Below are 22,593 nucleotides of genomic sequence, written 5' to 3' on the forward strand. Positions count from 1 at the left end.
TGTGTGAGTCAGGGTGTGGTCTGCACGGTCACACCGACCGTACCGGGGCCGACATGCGCGGTGATGATCGTCGACAGCGTCCTGAACGACGAGTCGAATCCGAGCTCGCGCAGCCGTGAGCTCAACAGCTCGGCATCCGCTGTGTCCATCTCCCCTTCGGCGTTCTGGACCTCGACGTGCACGGTGTCCTCGGGATCGGCCACCTCCGCAGCGGCCTGCGCGGCCAAGGCGACGATCTTCTCCAGGGCTTTGGTGCGAGTGCGCACCCGGGCCAGCGGAACGACGACTCCAGCGCTGAGACCGAGCACGGGGACGATCTGCAGGGCCCGGCCGAGCAAGGAGGACGCGGCGCCGATCCGGCCGCCTCGGCGCAGGTGTTCGAGGCTGCCGGGGGCGAACACGGAACGGGTCTCGGCCGCGCACCAGTCGGCGATGGTTCCGGCGATCGATTCGACGTCGAGTCCCTGCCGGATCCCGGCCACGGCCACAGACAGTGCCCCGGCCAGTCCCGCCGAGGTGGTCCTCGAGTCGACGACATCGACGAGGATGTCCTCGGCTTCGGCGGCCTTGACCGCGGAATCGCGGGTGCCCGAGAGCTCCGCGGACATGGTCACGACGATGATGGCTTCCGCGCCGTCCTCGTGCAACCGTGCATAGGCGTCGGAGAACTGGGCCGGGGTGGCCATGGACGTGGTGACCTCGACTCCGTCGGTCATCTTCGCGCACAGATGCCCGGCATCGACCTCACCGTCGGCGAAGGCGACTCCGCCGATGAGCACGGTCAGCGGCACCACGGCGAAGAGACCGCCGGTGGCCTCGCTCAGCGCTTCGCGTTCGTCCGCGGAGAGCTGCGCCGTGGAGTCGGTGACCAGCCCGATTCTCATGGACGGCCCAGGGCTCGGTAGGTCCAGCCCGCTGCCCGCCACAGTTCGGGAGTGAGCACATTGCGGCCGTCGACGAGCACTTTCCCACTGACGAGCTCGGCGGTCGCCGCCGGGTCGAGGTCGCGGTATTCGCGCCATTCCGTCAGCAGCAGCACGGCTTGCGCCCCGGTGATCGCCTCGGCGGTGTCGGCGACGTAGTCGAGTTCGGGGAATGACTTCTGCGCATTCCCGATCGCCTGCGGATCGGTGACGGTGACCAGCCCGCCCTGGGTGGCGATGAGCCTGGCCACGGCCAGGGCCGGCGAGTCGCGGACGTCATCGCTGTCGGGCTTGAACGCGGCGCCGAGGATGGTGATCTTCTTGCCGATGAACGACCCGCCCAGGGCGTCGCGGGCGATGTCGACCATCCGCACACGACGGCGCATGTTGATCGAGTCGATCTCCTTGAGGAACGCCACCGCCTGATCGGCGCCGAGCTCCCCGGCCCTGGCCATGAAGGCGCGGATGTCCTTGGGCAGGCATCCGCCGCCGAATCCGAGCCCGGCGTTGAGGAACTTGCGGCCGATCCGGTCATCCATGCCGATCGCATCGGCGAGCTGGGTGACATCGGCTCCCGATGCTTCGCAGAGTTCGGCCATGGCGTTGATGAATGAGATCTTGGTGGCGAGGAACGAGTTCGCCGCGGTCTTGACCAGCTCGGCGGTCGCGAAGTCGGTGATCATCCGGGGCGTGTCTTCGGCGAGGATCGAGGCGTAGACCTCGTCGAGAGTTGCGGCCGCGGCCTGCCCCGGCTCACCGTCGGCGACTCCGTACACGAGACGATTCGGGTGGAGGGTGTCCTCGACGGCATGGCCCTCGCGCAGGAATTCCGGGTTCCACATCATGGCGGCGCCGGTGTCGGCGATGATTCCGGCCAGACGCTCGGCGGTGCCCACGGGAACGGTCGACTTTCCCACAACCACCGACGTCGCAGTCAGGTGCGGGTGCAGGGATTCCACGGCCGCATCGACATAGGTGACATCGGCGGCGAACTCACCGGGCTTCTGCGGAGTGCCTACACATACGAAGTGCACGGTGGCGTCGGCGGCGCGGGAGATATCGGTGGTGAATTCGAGTTTTCCGCGCTCCTGAGCCTTCACGAGGAGTTCACTCAGTCCCGGTTCGTAGAAGGGCGGACGACCGGAGGTCAGGGCCTCGACCTTCTCCGTGTCGACATCGACTCCCGTGACCTCATGGCCCAGAGACGCCATGGCCGCCGCATGGACCGCGCCCAGATATCCGCAACCGATGACTGAAATCTTCAAACCGAGCTCTCCTGGGTATTGGCATGCGTTTTCGACCACACTATATGCCACCCGGTTGCACGATATGTGGAGGTTGAAACAGTAGGCTTGGAATTGTGAAGCGTTTCCTTGATTTCCTCACCAACTCACCGGCCGCCGTGACGTTTGCGGTGCTCACCGTGCTCGGCATCATCGCCTTCGCCATCCCCGGGCTGCACTCTGCAGCCTGGATCATCGGACTCGTGCTGTGCCTCGGCGTGATCGCCGCGCTGCTGATGTTCCACGGCGAATGGCGACGTGCCCAACAGCAGATCGACGCACTGCGCCAGCAGCTCAGCGTCGAGCGTGGTCGGATGGACACTCTCGGACTGACCCCGGTGGAGGACAAGGTCGAGCTGCTGCCCGATGAGCGTCGCGCCCGTCGCATCCTCGAGCTCATCCCGGATTCGTCGGGCCTCGTCCAGTCCCTGCGACTCGATGCGACCTTCGCCACCGTCGCCGTCGACGAACTCGAGCCGCTCACCACCTTCTGTGCCGAGTTCAAGAAGGCCAGCTTCGACAACCCCCGTTCGCACACCGCGTTCATGAACCTCTATCGGGCAGCCGAGGGGCTGTCGATCTGGGTGAAGGAGGAGACCCAAGTCTCTCCCGATGATGCCGGCACCCGTGAGATCCGTCCCGGCGATGCCCGCAAGGACGGCTGGCGCGGTTACACCGAGGCTCAGAGCCGGGGCGAACGCCTCAGCGACGACTTCGTCTCCTCCCGATGGGAGTTCAACCAGACAGCACTCGAACTCGGACTCGTCTCAGGCACCCCGCCGTTCAACGACTGACAACGTTCGACAGACGACGTTCGGTAAAAAAAATTGAGGCCCTCACATTGTGAGGGCCTCAATTGCTGCCAGTGTTCACGTGCTCGGCTCAGTGCCGGATCCACCAGGAATCGACCGGAGCCACGGGGGTGCGGCGTTTGTGCTCTGAGCGGCGGTACTTCTCGATGAGCGCCGAGGCGGCCGCAGGCTCGATCTCCTTCCCCTCGAGGAAGTCATCGATCTGGTCATAGCTCAGACCCAGCGACGATTCGTCCGTCTGCCCGGGTTCGTCATCGAGCAGATCCGCGGTGGGGACCTTGACGATGAGATGTTCGGGAGCGCCGAGGTGGCGCAGCAGTTCCCGTCCCTGCCGTTTGTTCAGACCTGCCAGGGGGATGACGTCGGCCGCGCCGTCGCCGAACTTCGTGAAGAACCCGGTGACCGCCTCTGCGGCGTGGTCCGTGCCGACGACGAGCGCCTTCTTCTCCCCTGCCAGCTCGAACTGCGCGATCATCCGCATCCGGGCCTTGACGTTGCCCTTGCCGAAATCGGTTATCGGCTCTCCGGTGGCCTTCTCGTACTCCTCGGCGGCCGCATCCGTGGCGGCGCCGATGTTGATCGCGAGTTCGTGATCGGCGGCGATGAACGACAGAGCGTCCTGGGCATCGGCCTCATCGGTCTGCACATGGTGAGGCAGGCGCACGGCCCAGAATTCGGCATCGGCCCCACGGCGGCGCAGGTCCTCCACCGCCAGCTGGCAGAGCCTGCCGGCCAGTGTGGAGTCCTGTCCGCCGCTGATGCCGAGCACGAGACCTCTGACTCCGGTGGTGAGCACATAGTCGACGAGGAACTCGACACGCCGGGCAATCTCCGTCGCCGGGTCGATCTGCGGTCGCACGCCGAGGGCGTGCCGAATCTCGTCTTGGACTCTGTCGTTCGTCATGCTCACACCAGTCGTAGTCGGGGGCGAAGCGCCGCCGTTCGGCGCCCGCACTCATGCAGTCTCCCAGATGCCGTGTTACGGCGAAGTATCGGCCGGGTCTCAGGCGTCGGGGACGATGTTGACGAGCTTGGGGGCTCGCACGATCACCTTGCGCACTCCGGCGCCGCCGAGGGCCTTGACGGCGTTCGGCGATTCGAGAGCCAGCTTCTCGAGCTCCTCTGCGGAGATGTCCGGGGCCACCTCGAGCCGTGCGCGCACCTTGCCCTTGACCTGGACCACGCAGGTCACGGTTTCGGCGACGAGGTGGTTCGGGTCCGCCTCGGGGAAGGCCGCATAGGTGACCGTCGACTCGTGTCCGAGACGCGACCACAGCTCTTCGGCCAGGTGCGGTGCGAAGGGTGCGAGCATGATCGTCAGAGGTTCGAGGACGTCCCGGGTCGCACCGCCCTGTTTGGTGGCATGGTTGGTGAGCACGATGAGCTTGGAGATCGCGGTGTTGAACCGCAGATGGTCCATGTCCTCGCGCACACCGTCGATGACCTGGTGGAGGACCTTGAGCGATTCGGCGTCGGCCTCACCGTCTGCGACCACGGACTCGCCGGTGGTCTCGTCGACGAAGAGTCGCCACACGCGCTGCAGGAATCGCTGTGCGCCGACGACGGCGCGGGTGTCCCAGGGGCGGTCCTGCTCCAGCGGGCCCATCGACATCTCATAGACGCGGAAGGTGTCGGCACCGAAGGCGTCGTACATCTCGTCGGGCATGACGGAGTTCTTCAGCGATTTGCCGATCTTTCCGTACTCCCGATTGACCTGTTCGCCGTGGTACCAGAACGTCAGCTCACCGTTCGATTCGGTCCTCTCCTCCACCTCGGCGGCGGGGACGTAGACGCCGCGGGAATCGGTGTAGGCATAGGCCTGGATGTATCCCTGGTTGACCAGACGGTGGAACGGCTCGGACGAGGAGATGTGCCCGAGGTCGAAGAGGATCTTGTGCCAGAAGCGGGCATAGAGCAGGTGGAGCACAGCGTGCTCCTGTCCGCCGACGTAGAGGTCGGCGCCGCCGCGCGGTTTCGACGCCCGCGGTCCCAGCCAGTACTTCTCGTTGGCGGGGTCGACGAGGCGTTCGTCGTTGTGTGGGTCCGCGTAGCGCAGCTGGTACCACGAGGATCCGGCCCAGTTGGGCATCGTGTTCGTCTCACGCTGGTAGGTCTTCGGACCGTCGCCGAGGTCGAGTTCGATGCTCGTCCATTCCTGATTCCGGCTCAGCGCCGGTTCGGGACGGCTGTCGGCATCGTCGGGCGCGTAGGTCCGCGGTGCGAAATCGTCGACTTCGGGCAGCTGGACGGGCAGCATCTCGTCGGGCAGAGCGATCGGGGTGCCGTTCTCGTCGTAGACGATTGGGAACGGTTCGCCCCAATAGCGCTGGCGAGAGAACAGCCAATCGCGCAGACGGTACTGGGTGGACTCGGTGGCCAGCCCCTTTACCGCCAGCCATTCGGTGACCCGGGCCTTCGCCGCGTCGATCTCGAGGCCGTTGATGTCGATCTCGGCATTGGCGGAGTTGATCATCACGCCGGTGCCGGTGAACGGCGCGTCCTCGTCGTGGTCGGCCGGAGGCTGCACGGTGCGGATATAGGGCAGTCCGAACGCCTTTGCGAAGTCCCAGTCACGGGCGTCTTCGGCCGGCACGGCCATGATCGCTCCGGTGCCGTATCCCATGAGCACATAGTCGGCGATGAAAATCGGAACCTGTGCCCCGGTGGCCGGGTTGAGCGCATAGGAGCCGGTGAAGATGCCGGTCTTCTCCCGGCTCTGCTGCCGGTCGGCGTCGGTCTTGGCCGCAGCGGCGCGCTGATAGCTAGCGATCGCCTCGGCGGGGGTGGCCTCTCCCCCGCGCCAGGACTCGGGGGTGGACTCATCCCAGACCTCAGCGGTCAGGTCGGCGACCTGCGGGTGTTCGGGGCTGAGGACGAGGTACGTGGCGCCGAACAGGGTGTCCGGGCGTGTGGTGTAGACCTCGATGTCGGACGCATCGTCACCGGCGATGGGCAGGCGCAGCAGGGCGCCCTTCGACCGGCCGATCCAATTGACCTGCATGGCGTGGATCGCATGCGGCCAGTCCAGCACGTCGAGGTCGTCGATGAGGCGGTCGGCGTACGCCGTGATGCGCATGTTCCACTGGCGCAGACGGCGGGTGAAGACCGGGTAGTTTCCACGCTCGGACAGACCCTCGGCGGTGACCTCTTCATTGGCCAGCACAGTGCCCAGCCCTGGGCACCAGTTGACCGGGGATTCGGAGACGTAGGCGAGGCGGTAGCCCTGCAGGACGTTCTCGCGCTCCGCCGAGCTCAGCTCCGACCAGGCGCGACCGTCGGGTGTGGGGCGGGCACCGGAGGCGAACTGCTCGATGAGCGTGTCGATCGGACGAGCCGCGCCTTTGGCCTCACCATCGGGGGTGGTCGCTTCGGTGTCGTACCAGGAGTTGAAGATCTGCAGGAAGATCCACTGCGTCCATTTGACGAATTCGTCGTCGGTCGTGGCGAAGCGACGGCGCACATCGTGGGCCAGCCCCAGGCGACGCAGCTGCTCGGTCATGTTTGCGATATTGGCATCGGTGGTGATGCGCGGGTGCTGACCGGTCTGCACCGCGTAGAGATCGGCGGGCAGTCCGAAGGCGTCGTAGGACAGGGCGTGCATGACGTTGTGTCCGCGCATCCGCTGGTAGCGGCCGTAGACGTCGGTGCCGAGGTAGCCCAGCGGGTGGCCGACGTGCAGTCCCACACCGGAGGGGTACGGGAACATGTCCATGATGTACAGGGACTCGCGCTCGCTGAGGTCGGCCGGCGGACCAAAGGGCGACGAAGCATCCTTGGAGTCGAGCTCGCCGAGGTCTCCGGTGGGGTTCGGGGTGTGGAACGTGCCCGATTCCTCCCAAGTGCGCTGCCAAGACTTCTCGATCTTTTCGGCCAGCGCCGCATCATAGCGGAAACCGGTCTCCTCAGGGTTCGTCGTCATTACCTTCCTTCGCAGAACAGACGTGAGCGGGTTCTGACCATCGTACTCTGAACGCCCCCTGATTCGACTTGGTTAGACTGCTCACAGGTCAGCGGACGCCGGTTATCTCGGCAAACGTGATCGATTTCACTGAGACCCGGCCGAACTGTAAGATAACCGAGCAGTAACTTACGTCCTCGAAGGAGACTCATGAGCTCAACGACCATGCCGCAGTCGTCAACACCCGTCGTCGGTTTCGAGGTCGATACCGCCTCGTCGACCACCGATATCTTCCTCAGCACAGTCGCTGAGAACCCCAGCCGCCCTCTGGTCGCCAAGCCCGACGGGGACGGTTGGAACGAACTGACCGCGGCCGAATTCCTCGCTGAGGTCAAGGCAGCCGCGAAGGGGCTCATCGCCTTGGGCGTGGGAGTCGGTGACCGGATCGCTATCTTCGGGCCCACCTCCTACGAGTGGACGCTCAGCGACTACGCCATCTGGTACGCCGGCGGAATCTCCGTGCCGTTCTACGACACGTCCTCGGAGAGCCAGCTCAACTGGATGCTCACCGACGCCGATGTCACACGCGGGCTCGTCGCCACCGGCGAGCATGCCGATCGGGTGCGGGCGGCGGCCACGGCCGCCGGACGCGAAGAACCGGCCCTGCGGGTCTGGGAGGAAGGCGCATTCGCCGATCTCGCCGAGGCCGGCAAGGCCGTCACCGATGAGGAGCTCGAAGCCGCCCGTTCGCAGGTCGGCTCCGAATCCGTGGCGACGATCATCTACACCTCCGGCACCACCGGAAAGCCCAAGGGCTGTGTGCTCACCCACGCGAACTTCGTGCAGACGTCCCAAGCCGCGCGCCACCAGATCCCCAGCGTTCTCGACACGAAGATGCGCTGCCTGCTGTTCCTGCCGCAGGCCCACGTCTTCGCGCGGTTCATCGAGGTCCTGGCCATCAGCAACGGTGCTCTGCTGGCGCACCAGTCGGATCTGACGAAGCTCACCGACGCCATGGGCAGCTTCCGTCCGTCGTTCATCCTCGGCGTGCCCCGGGTCTTCGAGAAGGTCTTCAATTCCGCGCTGGCGACCGCTCAGGCAGGCGGCAAGGAGAAGATCTTCCGCCGTGCCGAACAGGTCGCCGTCGCCTATTCGAAGGCACTCGACACCGGCAAGGTGCCGACCGGCCTCAAGCTCCAGCACGCCCTGTTCGACAAGCTGGTCTATTCGAAGCTGCGCGCGGTCATGGGCGACAACGTCACGCATGCGGTCTCCGGCGGCGGTGCGCTCGGCTCGCATCTCGGCCACTTCTTCCGCGGACTGGGCATCATCGTCCTCGAAGGCTACGGACTCACTGAGACCACGGCACCGATCACCGTCAATATTCCGGAGAAGTCGAAGATCGGAACCGTCGGCGTGCCGCTGCCGGGCGTCTCGGTGGCGATCGCTCCCGACGGTGAGATCCTGGCCAAGGGCGTGCCGGTCTTCCGCGAGTACTGGAACAACCCCGAGGCCACGGCCAAGGAGTTCCACGACGGCTGGTTCGGCACCGGTGACCTCGGCTCGCTCGATGACGACGGCTACCTCACGATCAACGGCCGCAAGAAGGAGATCATCGTGACCTCCAGCGGCAAGAACGTCGCCCCGGCTCCGCTCGAAGACGTGCTCCGTCGGCACCCGATCATCGGCCAGCCGGTGCTCGTCGGCGAGAACCGCAAGTTCGTCTCGGCGCTAATCTTCCTCGATTCGGAGATGCTGCCGGGCTGGCTGAAGAACCACGACCTGCCGCAGATGAGTCTGCGCGAAGCCTCCGAGGACGATGCGGTCCAGGCCGAAGTGGCCAAGGCCGTCGAACAGATGAACAAGACCGTCTCGCGGGCCGAAGGGGTCAAGAAGTTCACAATCCTGCCGATCGAGCTCAGCGAGGAGAACGGCTACCTCTCTGCCAAGCAGTCGGTAAAGCGCCACCTCATCAATAAGGACTTCGCCGCCGAGATCGACGCGCTCTACGCCGGCTGACGCACAGTCGCTGCCGGCTGACGCTCAGTCGTTGAACTCAGCCTGCGGGGTACGCCCGGGCACGGACTCGAACGGTCCGTCCCAGGCCGTCGTCGTCCCATCTCGGTGGCGGTGGGCGGACTCTTCCCAATCGGGTCGGCACGGCAACGGTGACGTCGTCCCGCCTCGGCGAGGGCTTGCCTCAGCGTCGTAAGCTGAGGACAGAAGTCGAACTCATCGATCTCATTGGAGGCAGCGTCATGTCCGAGACCACCGATCACACACCCAGCTACGTGACCGAAGGGGCGGAATTCAACCGGGATACGAACTACATCGACGATCGCATCCTCAACGATCCCAACGCTCAGTGGCCCGTCGAACCGGGCCGGTACCGCCTCGTCGCCGCCCGTGCTTGTCCGTGGGCGAACCGGACGATCATCGTCCGTCGCCTCCTCGGGCTCGAGGACGTCATCTCCCTCGGCATGCCCGGCCCCACCCACGATGCCCGGTCGTGGACCTTCGACCTCGACCCGGGCGGGGTGGATCCGGTGCTCGGCATCGAACGGCTGCAGCAGGCGTTCTTCGCCCGTTACCCGGACTATCCGCGCGGAATCACCGTGCCGGCCGTCGTCGACGTGCCCACCGGCGTCGTCGTGACCAACGACTTCCCGCAGATCACGGAGGACTTCTCCACCCAGTGGACCGAGTACCACCGAGAGGGTGCCCCGAATCTCTGGCCCGAGGAATCGCGGGAGGAGATGGAGAAGGTGATGCGCCATATCTACACGGAGATCAACAACGGGGTCTACCGCTGCGGTTTCGCCGGCTCCCAGGACGCCTACGAGGCGGCCTTCGACCGCCTATTCAACGCGCTCGATATCGTCGAGGACCGGCTCAGCCGGTCACGGTTCCTCATGGGTGAGACCATCACCGAGGCGGATGTGCGACTGTTCACGACGCTCGTGCGCTTCGATCCCGTCTATTTCGGTCACTTCAAGTGCAACCGGCAGCCGCTCACGGCGTTCGAGAACCTGTGGGGCTACGCCCGCGACCTGTACCAGACGCCGGGCTTCGGCGACACGGTGGACTTCGAGCAGATCAAACAGCACTACTACATCGTCCACCAGGATGTGAACCCGACGCAGATCGTGCCCAAGGGCCCCGACCTCTCCGGTTGGCTCAGCGATCACGGTCGCGACCGGAAGTTCGGCGGATCCCCCTTCGGCGAGGGAACCGCTCCCGGACCCGTCAAGCCCGGCGAAGAGGTCGCACCAGCGCATACGGCAGCGGCCTGGGTGAGCTGAGCCGAGGAATCACCTCAAGCCTCGAATTCTCCGGGCTCGATATGATCGTCTTCGGTCGTGTCGAGCCCGGCGGCTTTCTTCCGTCGCTGTTTGCGGATCTTGAACACGATCCACACGATGACGAAGACGACGACGGCGACGATGACGACGTTCTGGAAGTAGCCGGCGTAGGTCTCGACGACCGACCAGTTCTCACCCAGGGTGAAACCTGCGACGATGAGGATCGTGTTCCAGATCGCGCTGCCGGCCGTGGTCAGCAGCAGGAACTTGGTCAGTCGCATGTCCCGCATTCCGGCGGGGATGGAGATGAGCGACCGGAAGATCGGGATCATCCGCCCGAAGAACACGGCCTTGTCCCCGTGCTTGTCGAACCAGTCGACGGTCTTATGCACATCATCGACGTCGACCAACGGCATCTTCACCGCGATACGGGCGATGCGTTCGATGCCGATCCACTTGCCCAGCGCCCACAGCAGAACCGCGCCGACGACCGAACCGATCGTCGCGAAGACGATCGCGGCCACAATGTTCATCTGGCCTTGGCTGGAGGTGAATCCGGCCAGAGGCAGGACGAGCTCACTGGGGATGGGCGGGAAGATGTTGTCGAGGAAGACCATGAACCCGACACCGACCGGCCCCAAGGTCTCCATGATCGTCACGGTCCAGGCCGAGAACCCGCTGAGATTGTCAGCAGCGCTGCCGCCGGCGGCGAGGACATCGGCAGGAACTCCGCCGGCAGGCAGGCCGGCAAGGCTGTCGGTGGCAACGGGTGCGAAATCGGCAGTCGGAGCGAACGAATCAGTGATCGGCATGGTCAAAAGTCTAGATAAGGGCGCGGCCTGCCGCTCACAGTACGCTCACAGCGGCTAGTGTGGAAACGAACACCTCAGACCGGAATACGAACGCACCTTGCGGATACGCATCGAAGGAGCACACACGTGGCACCTGCCAAAGTACTGGCCTCGCGCAACACCGTCGCTGAGGTCGGCCACAATGCCGTCAACCGACCCGGACCCGCCCACCTCATGCGCGCAGTCCAGCGTTTCGGACAGCGTCTGGGCAATCAGTTCGGTGCCGCGATCACCTACTTCCTCGTTCTCGCGGTCATGCCCATCGCCATGGTCAGCCTCGCGAGCATCGGATTCGTCCTCGACGTCGCACGCCCCGAGCTCCTTCCCGAGGTCACGAAGCAGATCGAGACCTTCACCGCCGGCAACTCCTCGCTGACCGAGCAGCTCGAGAGCTTCCTCCTCGACTGGCAGGGAGTGGGAATCATCGGTATTCTCACCGGCCTCTACACAGGTCAGGGATTCATCGGCAACCTCGGTGCCGCGGTGCGAGCCCAGCTGCACGACGACTTCGACGATGCCGTGCCGGAGAAGTCCTTCGTCAGCAAGGTCATCAACAACGTGATCACTCTCATCGGCCTCATCATCGGCCTGCTCCTGGCCGTGGCGCTCACCGTCGTCGGCACCGGCCTGCGCTCGATGATCGCCGACTTCCTCGGGCTCGGCGGATTCGCCGGCAGTCTGCTGTTCATCGTTCCGGTCATCCTCACCTTCGGCGCAGCCTGGCTGATCTTCTGGTTCCTGTTCACGATGCTGCCGGAGAAGCCGGTCGACAAGCAGGCGAAGAACCGCGGTTCGCTCATCGGCGCGACCGCGTTCCTCATCCTCATCAACTTCTCCACGGTGCTCGTCAATCTCTTCTCCGGGAACAAGGCCGCCGGTGTGTTCGGGTCGATCATCGCGATCATGCTCACGCTCAACGTCTTCGCCCGCATCATCCTGTTCATCGCCGCGTGGATCGGCACGGCGAAACCACCGCGGCCGCGCGAAGAGGAGCCGGAATACCGGTTCGTCGAACCGAAGGTGCAGGCGCAGAGCCTCGGCGCACTCATCACCGGTGCGGGAATCGTGGCGCTGACCCTGCTGGGCTTCAAACGGTTCGAGGAACGCCGGTCCGATCGCGAATAGGCGAGACGGTAGACTGTTGGCGCATCCGTTATAACTGACCGAGGGGACACGACCTTTGACTGACGCTACGACTGCTCGCCTGGACGATTGGGCGAAGAAGCAGACCGCCGCCGAAGAACTCATTCCGCTAGTCGGACGCCTGTACCGTGAGAACGACGTGCTGCTGACCCTGTTCGGGCGGTCGCTGCTGAACAAGTCGGTGACCGGCATGATCAAGGCGCACCGCTATGCTCGCCACTTCCTCGGCGAAGAGCTCGACATCCAGATCACCCACCGCATCGTCAAGGCGCTGTCCGGGCTCAACCTGGCTCCGGCTCGCATCGATCTGGGCCGTCTCATCGAGAAGCTCGATGATCCGAACGCGGACGTCGACGCCTTCCTCGCCGCCGAGCTTGCCGAGGTCGTCCAGTCGCAGTCCGGCAAGGGCGAGGTCCGCGACGTCGTCCTCTACGGCTTCGGTCGCATCGGTCGTCTGCTCGCCCGCATCCTCATCGATCGCGCCGGCGGAACCGGTATGCGTCTGCGTGCGATCGTCGTGCGCCGCAATGGGGAGAACGACATCGTCAAGCGCGCCTCCCTGCTGCGCCGTGACTCGGTGCACGGAGCCTTCGACGGCAGCATCGTCGTCGACGAAGAGAACAGCACCATCCAGGCCAACGGCACCCTCATCCAGGTCATCTACTCGAATGATCCCTCGGAGGTCGACTACACCGCCTACGGAATCAACGACGCCATCATCGTCGACAACACCGGAAAGTGGCGCGACGAAGAGGGCCTGTCCAAGCACCTCGCCTGCCCCGGTGCGTCGAAGGTCCTGCTCACAGCTCCCGGCAAGGGCGATGTGAAGAACATCGTCTTCGGAGTCAACGACGACGCGATCCTCGACACGGACACCATCGTCTCGGCAGCTTCGTGCACGACGAACGCGATCACCCCGGTGCTCAAGGCCATCAACGACAAGTTCGGCGTCCGCAACGGCCACGTCGAGACGGTCCACTCGTTCACGAACGACCAGAACCTCATCGACAACTTCCACAAGGGCTCCCGCCGGGGACGTGCGGCCGGCCTCAACATGGTCCTCACCGAGACCGGTGCCGCCAAGGCTGTCGCCAAGGCTCTTCCGGAGCTGGCCGGGAAGCTCTCGGGCAATGCGATCCGCGTACCCACCCCGAACGTGTCCATGGCGATCCTCAACCTCAACCTGGACAACGCCACCACCGTCGACGAGCTCAACACCTTCCTCCGCGAAGTGTCGATGCATTCGCCGCTTCGCAACCAGGTCGACTACGTCACCTCTCCCGAGCTCGTGTCCACCGACCTCGTCGGCTCCAAGCGGGCCGGTGTCGTCGACGGTCTGGCCACGATCGTCGATGAGGACCGCGTCGTCGTCTACGTCTGGTACGACAACGAATTCGGCTACTCCTGCCAGGTCGTACGCTGCGTGGCCAAGATGGCCGACGTCGACGTCCCGGCATTTCCCTGATATCGCCGAGGCGGCCCATCGAAACGCTCGGATGAGCGCTCGGTGACCGGCTGGGACAGGCGCCCGGAGTCTCACGACTCCGGGCGCCTTCGTCATTCACCTCCGTCGCCATCCCGCACCCTTGGCCGCAAGCTCTGTACTTCGGGCCGCACCATCTCTCACCGGTACTGCCACGCCCTACACCTCCCGCCGAAACCTCTCGGGAATGACAAAAGCGCCCGCAGGAACGAGAGGTTCTGCCGGCAACGAGGTGTTCTGCTCACTTCGCGGCGTCGGACTCCATGGCCTCATGCAGCCAGATCGGGGTGAAGGTGGCGAATCGCTCCGCCAGATCATCGTCGCTGTCGAGGATGACGGCGAGTCGGTCGTCGGCATTCGACAGCTCATTCGCCCAGATGGGACCCAGGCAGGCCAGCAGCAGGCAGGCGATGACGACGGCGCCGGCCAGGATCGGAGTCTCAGCCCACAGCATCATGCCGAACAGGATCCCGACGATGGCGAAGCCGACCGCCACGGCGAGTCCCGCATTCCGCGTCCGCGGCGCCTTGGCACGAGCCGGTCGCGACGCAGCGATCGAGTCGAGCACGTCCCGGTTGATCCGCGTCCAGGCGATGATCGCGCCCAGCGCGCAGACGATGCCGATCATGATGAGGCTGAATGCCGAGAACAGCAGCACCGCATCGATGTGATCTCCTTGGGCTTGGAGGGCGGCCCCGAGTCCGGCGACGAGCATGGCCAGGGCGAGCACCAGCATGCTGAGCAGACGGGCACGGCGCACGGCGATGAGTTCGGCGATCACCCTGGCCAGGAACACCCGCTCCGCCGCGGGGTCGTCGGCCTGGCTCACCGCACGTACCCGAGCTGCTTGTCCACGGTGTGCGGGAACTGCTCACCGGCCAGATACTGTTCGAACAGGGCGTGGAACTGCTCCGCCAGTCGCATTCTCCACCCGTCGGTATCACCGCTCATATGCGGGGTGATGATGACATTGTCCAGCGACCACAGAGGATGGTCGGCGGGCAGCGGCTCTTCGTCGAAGACGTCGAGTCCGGCCCCGCCGATCTGTCCCTCGCGCAGCGCGGTCACGAGTGCGTCGGTGTCGACTGTGTCTCCGCGTCCGACATTGATGAACACGGCGGTGTCGTCCATGGCGGCGAACGCCTCGGCGCCGATGAGCCTCTCGGTCTTCTCCGTCAGCGGCGCGATGTCGATGACCCAGTCGAATCCGGCCACGTGCTCGGGCAGAGTGGCGGAGTCGATGACCTCACCGAAGTCGGCGTCGCCGCTGCGGGCGCGCGATCCGGCTCCGGTGACGTCGATGTCTACGGCCTTCAGCAGGCGTGCGATGCCTCGACCGATGGCTCCGGTGCCGACGATGAGTGCCTTGGTTCCGGCGATATCGCGGGTCGACCGGCGGTTCCACCTGCCCTCCGCTTGGTCGTCGAGCGAGCCGATCGAGCTCTTCGCGTGCATGAGGATGTAGCTGAGGACGAATTCGGCGATCGGGCGGTCGAAGATTCCCCGGGCGTTGGTCACGGTCACCGGCGAATCGACCAACTCGTCGAAGAGGAGCGAGTCCACGCCCGCTGCCGCGGCATGGACCCACTCGAGTCTGTCGGCGCTGCCATAGGCGTCCTTGAGTGCGGTGGAGAAGAAATCCCACATCAGCAGCACATCGGTGCCGGGCAGCGCCTGGGCCAGGGTCGACGCCTCGGCGATGCGCAGTTCGATCCCGTCCCGCTCCCCCAGATCAGTGATCAGTGCGGGGATCTCGGTCACGGGTGAGTTGAGTATGGTCAGTACCGTCATTCCTCGGCTCCTTGGACAGTGGGCTTTCTGCCACACTAACCGATGAAGTCTCTGCCGGGGTGGAAACCGGCGCGGTCACGGCACCCGCATGCTCGGCTTCGACATCGAGGCTCTCGCGCTTCGCCGGTTCGTTCTTCAGGGTCTGCGCCAGCGGAGTGTTCGGCAGGAAGCAGAGGAAGACGAAACCAAGGACGGCCAGCGGAGCCACCCACAGGAACAGGGGCACGAGAGCGTCGTTGTAGGAGGTGATGATGAGTGAGTGCATCGGCTCCGGCAGCTTCGACACGATCTCCGGGGTCAGCCCCGTCGAGGAGATCTTGGGCATCTGGCCGTGTGGGGCCGCCTTCGCGATCTCCGTGATTCCGGACTTGATGTTGTCCATGAGCCGCTGGGTGAACACGGATCCGATGAAGGCCATTCCGAGTGTGGCGCCGACCTGGCGGAAGTAGTTGTTCGACGCGGTCGCGGTGCCGACCATGGACACCGGGAAGGCGTTCTGGACGACGAGGACGAGTGTCTGCATGCTCAGGCCCAGACCGAGTCCGAGCAGCGCCAGGCAGCCGATGGTCTCCCAAGCCGAGCTCTCGGCCTTCAGCTGGGAGAGCAGGACGAGCGAGGCGGCCATGATGAGGATTCCGGTCAGCGGGTACTTCTTGTACTTGCCGGTGCGGGAGACGATGAACCCGACGAGAGTCGAGGACACGAGCATGGTGCCCATCATCGGCACCATCATCAGCCCGGCGACGGTGGCGTCGATTCCGTGGACCATCTGCAGGTAGGTCGGCATATAGGAGAGCACACCGAACATGCCGATGCCGACGAAGAGGCCGGCGATGGTGCACAGCAGGAAGTCGCGGTTGGTGAACAGGTGCATCGGGATGACCGGTTCGCTGACCTTGAGCTCGACGAAGACGAAGGCGACTGCGGCGATGATTCCGGTGACGATGAGTCCGTTGATCTGCCAGGAGCCCCATTCGTAGTCGTGTCCGCCCCAGGCGGAGGTGAGCACGATGCAGGAGGTGACGATCGAGATGAGCGCCATGCCGATGACATCGATCTTCGGGCGAGGGCCGGCACCCTTGGTGTGCTTGGGCACTTTGAGGAACACGGCGGCGGCGATGAGGGCGATGATGCCCAACGGGAAGTTGATGGCGAAGGCCCAGCGCCAGCCGGGTCCTTCGGTCAGCCAGCCGCCGATCAGCGGTCCGGCCACGGACGACACGGCGAAGGCGGAGCCCATGATGCCCATGTATTTGCCGCGTTCGCGGGCGGGGACGACGGAGGCGATGATCGACTGTGAGAGGATCATCATTCCGCCGCCGCCGATGCCCTGGAGCACTCGACCGAAGATCAGCGTCGACATCTCATTCGCGATGAGGGCGAAGACCGAGCCGAGCAGGAAGCAGCAGATGGCGAACATGAACAGCGGCTTACGTCCGAACAGGTCGCCGACCTTGCCGTAGACGGGCATCATGATCGTCGAAGCGAGCATGAATGCGGTGGAGACCCACAGCATCTGGTCGACGCCGTCGAGCTCGCCGACGATGGTCGGCAGCGCGGTCGCCAGCACCGTCTGGTTGAGCGAGAACATGAACATCGCGATCATCAGACCCACGAAGAGCAGAATGATCGCCGAGGTGGCCATCGGCTCTGTCTGTGCGTCGGGTCCCGCGGGGGCGGAGTTCTTCGAGGTGGTTGCCGTCATCGTCTTCTCATCGGGTTCGTGGTTGCTTCTCATCACAGCTTTCGTCATGGCAGTCGGTCCAGGACCTTGCGGAACAGGTTCAGGGAGTCTTCGAAGATCGCTTGGGTGCCGCCTTTGTCCTCGACCGCCTCAGGATCGGCCTTGATCACCTGTCCCGCATGGTTGAGCGGGACCCGGCAGAGTTGGGTGAGCATGCGCGCGCTGCGCCAGGCGGAGTCCTCTGAGGAGAACTCCTGGCCGAGGTGTCGCAGTCGGTCGAGCACGTGACCGGTGACGATCTCTTCGAGTTCTTCTGCCCGGTCGAAGCTCTTGCTCACGAGTTCCGGATACAGCGCGAAGAGGCGGCGTCGCCGCGCCGGAAGTTTCGGATCGACGGAGCCGACGAGCAGCGCTTCGCGGACGAAGCGCGCCGTGTCCTCGGCCAGCGTGTCGAGCCCGGCGGGGCTGTGGACATAGTCGAAGGCGAGGCTCTCATCGACGCCGACCTCGGCTCCGAGGCCGACGATCGCGTCCTCCTTCGTCTCGAAGTAGTTGAAGAAGGTGCGTGTGGACACTCCTGCGTCGGCGGCGATCGTCGCCACGGTGGCGCAGGCCAAGCCGTCTTCGAGCACGCGAGTGATCGCCGCTTCATGGAGGGCGTTGCGAGTCAGGCGCGCCTTTTTCGAGCGCAGGGATTCTTCAGCGGGCATAGGTACATTTTGCACCACATGCAAACTTTCACCAACTGCAAATCTGCAATTGTGCACTATTTCACTGTGCGCAGTCTTTCACATGAGCATCTTCAGCCGTGCCCGGTGCTGCTCGAGGGTCTGCAGCTGACCGAGCAGTGCTGCCTGACCTGCTCCGTCGGCGGTGTCCTGGCGCTGCAGGCGGGAGTGGAGTTCCTTGGCGATGCGTTCGAGGTCGTAGTCGAAGAGGCGAGCGACGATCCCGCGGGCGAACCGATCGATCCCGTCTCCCTCGATGACAGGCAGCGGGGTCACGAGCAGCTGGGCCACATAGGGCTTGAGGTCCTCAGCTGCGGCGTCGAGCACGCGTTCGGCCCATTTCGACTGAGCCGTGCCGGCTGCACCCAGTCCCCCGGCCTGTTTGATGGCGTCCTGGATCCGCCGGTAGCCGGGGTGCTCGAAGGCCTTCGCGGACAGCGAGTCGAAGAGCTTCGCATTGACCACCTCCGGATGTTGGAGGGCGACCATGAGAGCCCCCTTCTCCGTCTTCAGCCGGGCGGGGCTGATCGGGGCCGAGAGGTTCGAGACGTCGGGGCGTTCGTCGTAGACGTATTCGATGCTGCGTTCATCGGAGACCTCCCCCGCCGAGGCGGGACCGGGCCCGCGTGCGCCTCCGGACGGGGCGATTCCCGGCTCGGTTCCGGGACCGGTCCCCTGTCCCGAACCTGACCCGTGCCCGGGTCCGGATGTGGCCGGCGACGAGGGTGCGGGTGCGCTCGGTGCCGGCGGTGGGCCGTCGCGGTAGGACGACTGGCGGGCGGGCGCCTCGGCGGGCTGGCGGTTCTGCTTCGGTTGGCGGGCGGCGGTGCGGACTGCGGCCTCCACCTCGTCGATATCGACGCCGATGCGACCGGCGACGAACCGGTAGTAGTGGGAGAGGCTGTTGCGGTCGCGGATGTCGGTGAGCACCTCGGCGGCGGCGCGGACCGCGGAGATCCGTCCTTCGACGGTGTCGAGGTCGAAGCGGGAGATCGCGGTGGTGATGACGAACTCGAAGAGCGGCTTGCAACCGTCGATGAGTTCGCGCAGGGCCGCGTCGCCCTTCTGCATGCGCAGGTCACAGGGATCGAGGCCATCGGGTTCGACGGCGACGAAGGTTTGGGCGGTGAACAGGTTCTCGAATTCGAAGGCTTTGAGCGCAGCCTTCTGACCGGCGGCGTCGCCGTCGAAGGTGAAGATCACCTGTCCGGTCGAGTCGTCGCCGAGGAGGCGGCGGATGATCTTCACGTGTTCGGCACCGAAGGCCGTGCCGCAGGTGGCCACGGCCTGGTCGACTCCGGCGAGGTGGGCGGCCATGACGTCGGTGTAGCCCTCGACGACGACGACGCGTTTGGTCTTCGCGATGGACTTCTTCGCCAGGTCGAGTCCGTAGAGAACCTGATTCTTGTGATAGAGAGCGGTCTCGGGAGTGTTGAGGTACTTCGGTCCCTTGTCATCGTCATAGAGTCGGCGGGCGCCGAAGCCGATGGTCCGGGCGGTCATGTCCTTGATCGGCCAGATCACCCGACCACGGAATCGGTCGTAGATTCCCCGACCGCCCTCGCTGGCCAGGCCGCCGGCGAGGATCTCCTCATCGGTGAAGCCGGCCTTGCGCAGATGGCTCGTCAGGGCATCCCAGGATTTCGGGGCGAACCCGATGCCGAATTCCCGGCTCGACTCGGCGGGAAAACCGCGGCCGGACAGGAACTCCCGGCCGATCTGCCCGGCCTCGGACTCGAGGGCCTGGGCGAAGAAGCGCCCCGCGACCTCGTGCATCTCCAGCAGCCGCTGCCTGCGGCTGGCCTGTTCCCGGTCCGGGCCCTTCCCGTCCTCGTAGCGCAGGTGCATTCCGGCCTTGCCGGCCAGCGTCTCGACGGCTTCGACGAAGCTGAGCTGTTCGACCTTCTGCAGGAAGGTGAACACGTCTCCGGACTCACCGCAGCCGAAGCAGTGGTACATCCCGACCTGCGGACGCACCGTGAACGACGGAGTCTTCTCGTCGTGGAACGGGCACAGTCCTTTGAGGGATCCGATGCCCGCGGTCTTGAGGGTGACGAATTCCCCGATCACCTCGTCGATGCGGGTGCGGCTGCGCAGTTCGTCGATGTCCTCGCGTTTGATGAGTCCGGCCATGGTCTAGAGCCGATCCTCCGCTCCGGCGTTGAGGTGGTGGTACAGGGCCCAGGCGGAATGGTCGGTCAGGGAGGCGATCTGGTCGACGATGACACGCAGTCGTGCGGAGTCGTCGGCGGCCTCGGCGTGGTCTGCCCGGAACATCGGATCGAGCTTGTCCGGTGACTGCGAGTACCATTCGGCGAGTTCGTTGATGACCGCCGCCTGGATGTCATGCAGTCGCAGTCGATCCTCGGCGACCATCACCGTCAGCGTGGCCATGCCTTTGAGCACGGCGATCTCCACGGTGGTCGCCTCGGGGACGACGAGTGAGGCCGAGTATCGGGCGAGGGGCTCCCAGCCGAATTCCTCACGGGTCGCGGATTCCGCGGCACCGACGAAGCGCCCGATGAGCTGACTGGTCATGTGTTTGAGGCCGGCCTGAGCACGTCGGGATCCGTCGAAGGCCTCCTTGGGCCAGTAGGCGGCGGCCTGCAGTCGGCCGAGTGCCTTGTCCATCTCCGCATCGGTGGTCTCCGGCAGGTACCACTGACGGGTGATGTCGAAGAGCTCGGCCCGCCGCTCATCGGCGGCGAAGTCGGCAAGGTCCAGATGGCCTGCGACGATGGCGTCCTCGACATCGTGGACGGAATAGGAGATGTCGTCGGCCAAGTCCATGACCTGGGCTTCGATGCATTTCTGGCCGTTGTCGATGCCGTCGCGGTAGAAGTCGAAGACAGCCCGGTCGTCATCGTAGACACCGAATTTGCGCACCCCGGAGTCGCGGCGACCGGCCGTGGCTTCGGCTCGCGGCCATGGGTACTTCGTCAGTGCATCGAGGCTCGCGCGGGAGAGGTTGAGGCCGGCCGGGCGGCCGTCATCGGCGATGACCTTCGGTTCGATCCGGGTGACCAGACGCAGGGTCTGGGCATTGCCCTCGAAGCCGCCGATGTCTGCGCACAGGGCATCGAGGATCGTCTCACCATGGTGGCCGAAAGGAGGGTGTCCGAGGTCGTGGGACAGACATGCGGTGTCGACGATATCGGGATCGCAGCCGAGGTAGCGGGCGAGTTCGCGGCCGACCTGGGCGACCTCGAGGGAGTGAGTGAGACGGGTGCGGACGAAATCGTCCGTACCCGGGGACACGACCTGGGTCTTCGCGCCGAGGCGTCGCAGACCCGAGGAGTGGAGGACGCGGGCACGGTCGCGCTGGAAAGCCGAGCGCCGCGGATTCTTCGCCGGTTCGCTCACCCACCGCTCCTCGTCCCACGGCGAGTAGACCGCCACGGTCCCCGTCCCCACCGAGGTGTGCGGGTGAGTGTCGAAGGGCATTCTCATCCTCCTGAGATGTCGAGTTCGGCCTCCGACAGCAGCGACTTCCCGCTGGGATCGAAGATGCGGGAGTCCAACCACCCCTCGGGCAGGTGCGGCTTCTTCGGCCTGGTGGTGCGGCCGCGGGACCCTTCGGCGGCTTCTCCCGGGTAGGGCGCGGTCTTGTCGAGCTGGTCGAGCAGTCCGGCGAGTTCTTCGAGAGAGGAGACCATGGCCAGCTGGCTGCGCAGCTCTCCCCCGACGGGGTAGCCCTTGAAGTACCAGGCGATGTGTTTGCGCAGGTCACGGACGCCGAGGAATTCGTCCTCGAAGTGATCGACGAGGTATTCGCCGTGTTTGTACACGGCACGAGCCACCTCGGCGAGTCCGGGACGGTGGCGTTCGTCGCTGCCGTTCAGCGCGTTCGCGAGGTCGCCGAACAGCCACGGCCGGCCTTGACAGCCACGCCCGATGACGACGCCGTCGCAGCCGGTCTTGGCCATCATGTCCAGGGCATCCTCGGCGGCGAAGATATCACCGTTGCCGAGCACCGGAACGGTGTCGCCGAGGTGGTCCTTGAGCCGGGCGATCGCGTCCCAGTCCGCGGTCCCCGAGTAGAGATCGGCCGCGGTGCGGCCGTGCAGTGCGACGGCGGCGACGCCGGCGTTGCGCGCGGTCTCGGCGGCGTCGAGGAAGGTCGTGTGGTCGGCATCGATGCCTTTGCGCATCTTCACGGTCACGGGCACGTCCCGGCGGGCCGCCTCGGTGACGGCCGTGGTGACGATGGATTTGAACAGGTCCTGCTTCCACGGCAGCGCGGAGCCGCCGCCCTTGCGGGTGACCTTGGGGACGGGGCAGCCGAAGTTGAGGTCGATGTGATCGGCGCGGTCCTCTTCGACGAGCATCCGCACGGCCTGACCCATGGTCACCGGGTCGACTCCGTAGAGCTGGACGGAGCGTGGGGTCTCATAGGGCTCGTGGTGGATGATGCGCATCGTCTTCGGATTGCGCTCGACCAGGGCCCGGGTGGTGACCATTTCGGTCACGTACAGGCCGGCGCCGTATTCGCGGCACAGACGGCGGAAGGCGGTGTTCGTGATTCCGGCCATGGGCGCGAGCACGACGGGCGAGGACAGCTCGATGGGCCCGATGCGCAGGGCAGTTTCGGGCTTCGGGGATGCGGCTTCTGGGGCAGGGCTGATGACACTCACGCAACCATTATCCCAGTCAAGTCAAAATCGCACATTCTCGTCTGCCTCTCCTGCCTGCTTC

The 22,593-nt window shown here is 65.2% G+C and carries 17 protein-coding genes; 5 read left to right on the forward strand and 12 right to left on the reverse strand.

Features of this window, described 5'->3' with window-relative positions; translation table 11 throughout:
• Positions 1-8 precede the first annotated feature (8 nt).
• Together HK108_RS04090 and HK108_RS04095 are read right to left on the reverse strand one after the other, a co-directional pair.
• Positions 9-884 (reverse strand): DegV family protein, encoded by an 876-nt coding sequence (locus HK108_RS04090; RefSeq protein WP_139467379.1) that lies wholly within the window; start codon positions 882-884, stop codon positions 9-11.
• Positions 881-2,188 carry a UDP-glucose dehydrogenase family protein gene (locus HK108_RS04095; RefSeq protein WP_181270570.1) on the reverse strand — a complete coding sequence of 436 codons (1,308 nt, stop codon included), beginning with the start codon at positions 2,186-2,188 and terminating at the stop codon, positions 881-883. The genes HK108_RS04090 and HK108_RS04095 overlap by 4 nt, the downstream gene beginning before the upstream one ends.
• A 95-nt stretch (positions 2,189-2,283) precedes the next feature.
• Here HK108_RS04095 and HK108_RS04100 point away from each other — a divergent pair, with 95 nt between their 5' ends.
• Positions 2,284-3,000, forward strand: coding sequence for a hypothetical protein (locus HK108_RS04100; protein WP_172169790.1), 717 nt, complete (start codon positions 2,284-2,286; stop codon positions 2,998-3,000).
• A gap of 88 nt (positions 3,001-3,088) precedes the next feature.
• On the opposite strand, the gene nadE is transcribed toward HK108_RS04100, so the two are convergent.
• Together nadE and leuS are read right to left on the reverse strand one after the other, a co-directional pair.
• Positions 3,089-3,922: an NAD(+) synthase gene (nadE, locus tag HK108_RS04105; RefSeq protein ID WP_181270571.1), complete on the reverse strand. Its 834-nt coding sequence runs from the start codon at positions 3,920-3,922 to the stop codon at positions 3,089-3,091.
• Positions 3,923-4,021: 99 nt separating this feature from the next.
• Positions 4,022-6,937, reverse strand: a complete 2,916-nt coding sequence (gene leuS, locus HK108_RS04110; RefSeq protein WP_181270572.1) for a leucine--tRNA ligase — start codon at positions 6,935-6,937, stop codon at positions 4,022-4,024.
• Positions 6,938-7,126: 189 nt separating this feature from the next.
• Here leuS and HK108_RS04115 point away from each other — a divergent pair, with 189 nt between their 5' ends.
• Positions 7,127-8,935: an AMP-dependent synthetase/ligase gene (locus tag HK108_RS04115; protein WP_181270573.1), complete on the forward strand. Its 1,809-nt coding sequence runs from the start codon at positions 7,127-7,129 to the stop codon at positions 8,933-8,935.
• Between the two features lie 239 nt (positions 8,936-9,174).
• On the forward strand, positions 9,175-10,218 hold the full coding sequence (locus HK108_RS04120; protein ID WP_181270574.1) for a glutathione S-transferase C-terminal domain-containing protein: 1,044 nt from the start codon (positions 9,175-9,177) through the stop codon (positions 10,216-10,218).
• A 14-nt stretch (positions 10,219-10,232) separates the two neighbouring features.
• On the opposite strand, the gene HK108_RS04125 is transcribed toward HK108_RS04120, so the two are convergent.
• Positions 10,233-10,868, reverse strand: coding sequence for a DedA family protein (locus HK108_RS04125; RefSeq protein ID WP_181270653.1), 636 nt, complete (start codon positions 10,866-10,868; stop codon positions 10,233-10,235).
• A gap of 288 nt (positions 10,869-11,156) precedes the next feature.
• Between HK108_RS04125 and HK108_RS04130 the strand changes: the two genes are divergently transcribed.
• Entirely contained in the window at positions 11,157-12,194 is a 1,038-nt protein-coding gene (locus HK108_RS04130) for a YhjD/YihY/BrkB family envelope integrity protein (RefSeq protein ID WP_139467386.1), read from the forward strand.
• A gap of 55 nt (positions 12,195-12,249) precedes the next feature.
• Entirely contained in the window at positions 12,250-13,677 is a 1,428-nt protein-coding gene (locus tag HK108_RS04135) for a glyceraldehyde-3-phosphate dehydrogenase (protein WP_181270575.1), read from the forward strand.
• 259 nt (positions 13,678-13,936) lie between these two features.
• On the opposite strand, the gene HK108_RS04140 is transcribed toward HK108_RS04135, so the two are convergent.
• The 7 genes from HK108_RS04140 to dusB form a co-directional block, all read right to left on the reverse strand.
• On the reverse strand, positions 13,937-14,524 hold the full coding sequence (locus tag HK108_RS04140; RefSeq protein ID WP_181270576.1) for a hypothetical protein: 588 nt from the start codon (positions 14,522-14,524) through the stop codon (positions 13,937-13,939).
• A complete protein-coding gene (locus tag HK108_RS04145) occupies positions 14,521-15,486 on the reverse strand; it encodes a D-2-hydroxyacid dehydrogenase (protein ID WP_181270577.1) in 966 nt (321 codons plus the stop codon). Before HK108_RS04145 ends, HK108_RS04140 begins: the two co-directional genes overlap by 4 nt.
• The gene (locus HK108_RS04150) at positions 15,428-17,224 is read right to left on the reverse strand and encodes an MDR family MFS transporter (RefSeq protein WP_181270578.1); all 1,797 of its coding nucleotides are present in this window, start codon (positions 17,222-17,224) and stop codon (positions 15,428-15,430) included. The genes HK108_RS04145 and HK108_RS04150 overlap by 59 nt, the downstream gene beginning before the upstream one ends.
• A gap of 11 nt (positions 17,225-17,235) precedes the next feature.
• Positions 17,236-17,880, reverse strand: coding sequence for a TetR/AcrR family transcriptional regulator (locus tag HK108_RS04155; protein WP_139467391.1), 645 nt, complete (start codon positions 17,878-17,880; stop codon positions 17,236-17,238).
• A gap of 78 nt (positions 17,881-17,958) precedes the next feature.
• Positions 17,959-20,031: a DNA primase gene (gene dnaG, locus HK108_RS04160; protein WP_181270579.1), complete on the reverse strand. Its 2,073-nt coding sequence runs from the start codon at positions 20,029-20,031 to the stop codon at positions 17,959-17,961.
• Between the two features lie 3 nt (positions 20,032-20,034).
• Positions 20,035-21,342 (reverse strand): deoxyguanosinetriphosphate triphosphohydrolase, encoded by a 1,308-nt coding sequence (locus tag HK108_RS04165; protein ID WP_181270580.1) that lies wholly within the window; start codon positions 21,340-21,342, stop codon positions 20,035-20,037.
• 2 nt (positions 21,343-21,344) lie between these two features.
• Positions 21,345-22,532, reverse strand: a complete 1,188-nt coding sequence (gene dusB / locus HK108_RS04170; RefSeq protein ID WP_181270581.1) for a tRNA dihydrouridine synthase DusB — start codon at positions 22,530-22,532, stop codon at positions 21,345-21,347.
• Positions 22,533-22,593 lie beyond the last annotated feature (61 nt).

It is taken from the genome of Brevibacterium sediminis (assembly GCF_013623905.1).
Classification (GTDB): Bacteria; Actinomycetota; Actinomycetes; order Actinomycetales; family Brevibacteriaceae; genus Brevibacterium; species Brevibacterium sediminis.

Coding starts and splice junctions, on each gene's coding strand:
- HK108_RS04090 (WP_139467379.1), bottom strand. CDS start 884: ATGAGAATCGGGCTGGTCACCGACTCCACGGCGCAGCTCTCCGCGGAC.
- HK108_RS04145 (WP_181270577.1), bottom strand. CDS start 15,486: ATGACGGTACTGACCATACTCAACTCACCCGTGACCGAGATCCCCGCA.
- HK108_RS04115 (WP_181270573.1), top strand. CDS start 7,127: ATGAGCTCAACGACCATGCCGCAGTCGTCAACACCCGTCGTCGGTTTC.
- HK108_RS04125 (WP_181270653.1), bottom strand. CDS start 10,868: ATGGAGACCTTGGGGCCGGTCGGTGTCGGGTTCATGGTCTTCCTCGAC.
- dnaG (WP_181270579.1), bottom strand. CDS start 20,031: ATGGCCGGACTCATCAAACGCGAGGACATCGACGAACTGCGCAGCCGC.
- HK108_RS04120 (WP_181270574.1), top strand. CDS start 9,175: ATGTCCGAGACCACCGATCACACACCCAGCTACGTGACCGAAGGGGCG.
- leuS (WP_181270572.1), bottom strand. CDS start 6,937: ATGACGACGAACCCTGAGGAGACCGGTTTCCGCTATGATGCGGCGCTG.
- HK108_RS04155 (WP_139467391.1), bottom strand. CDS start 17,880: ATGCCCGCTGAAGAATCCCTGCGCTCGAAAAAGGCGCGCCTGACTCGC.
- nadE (WP_181270571.1), bottom strand. CDS start 3,922: ATGACGAACGACAGAGTCCAAGACGAGATTCGGCACGCCCTCGGCGTG.
- HK108_RS04165 (WP_181270580.1), bottom strand. CDS start 21,342: ATGCCCTTCGACACTCACCCGCACACCTCGGTGGGGACGGGGACCGTG.
- HK108_RS04150 (WP_181270578.1), bottom strand. CDS start 17,224: ATGAGAAGCAACCACGAACCCGATGAGAAGACGATGACGGCAACCACC.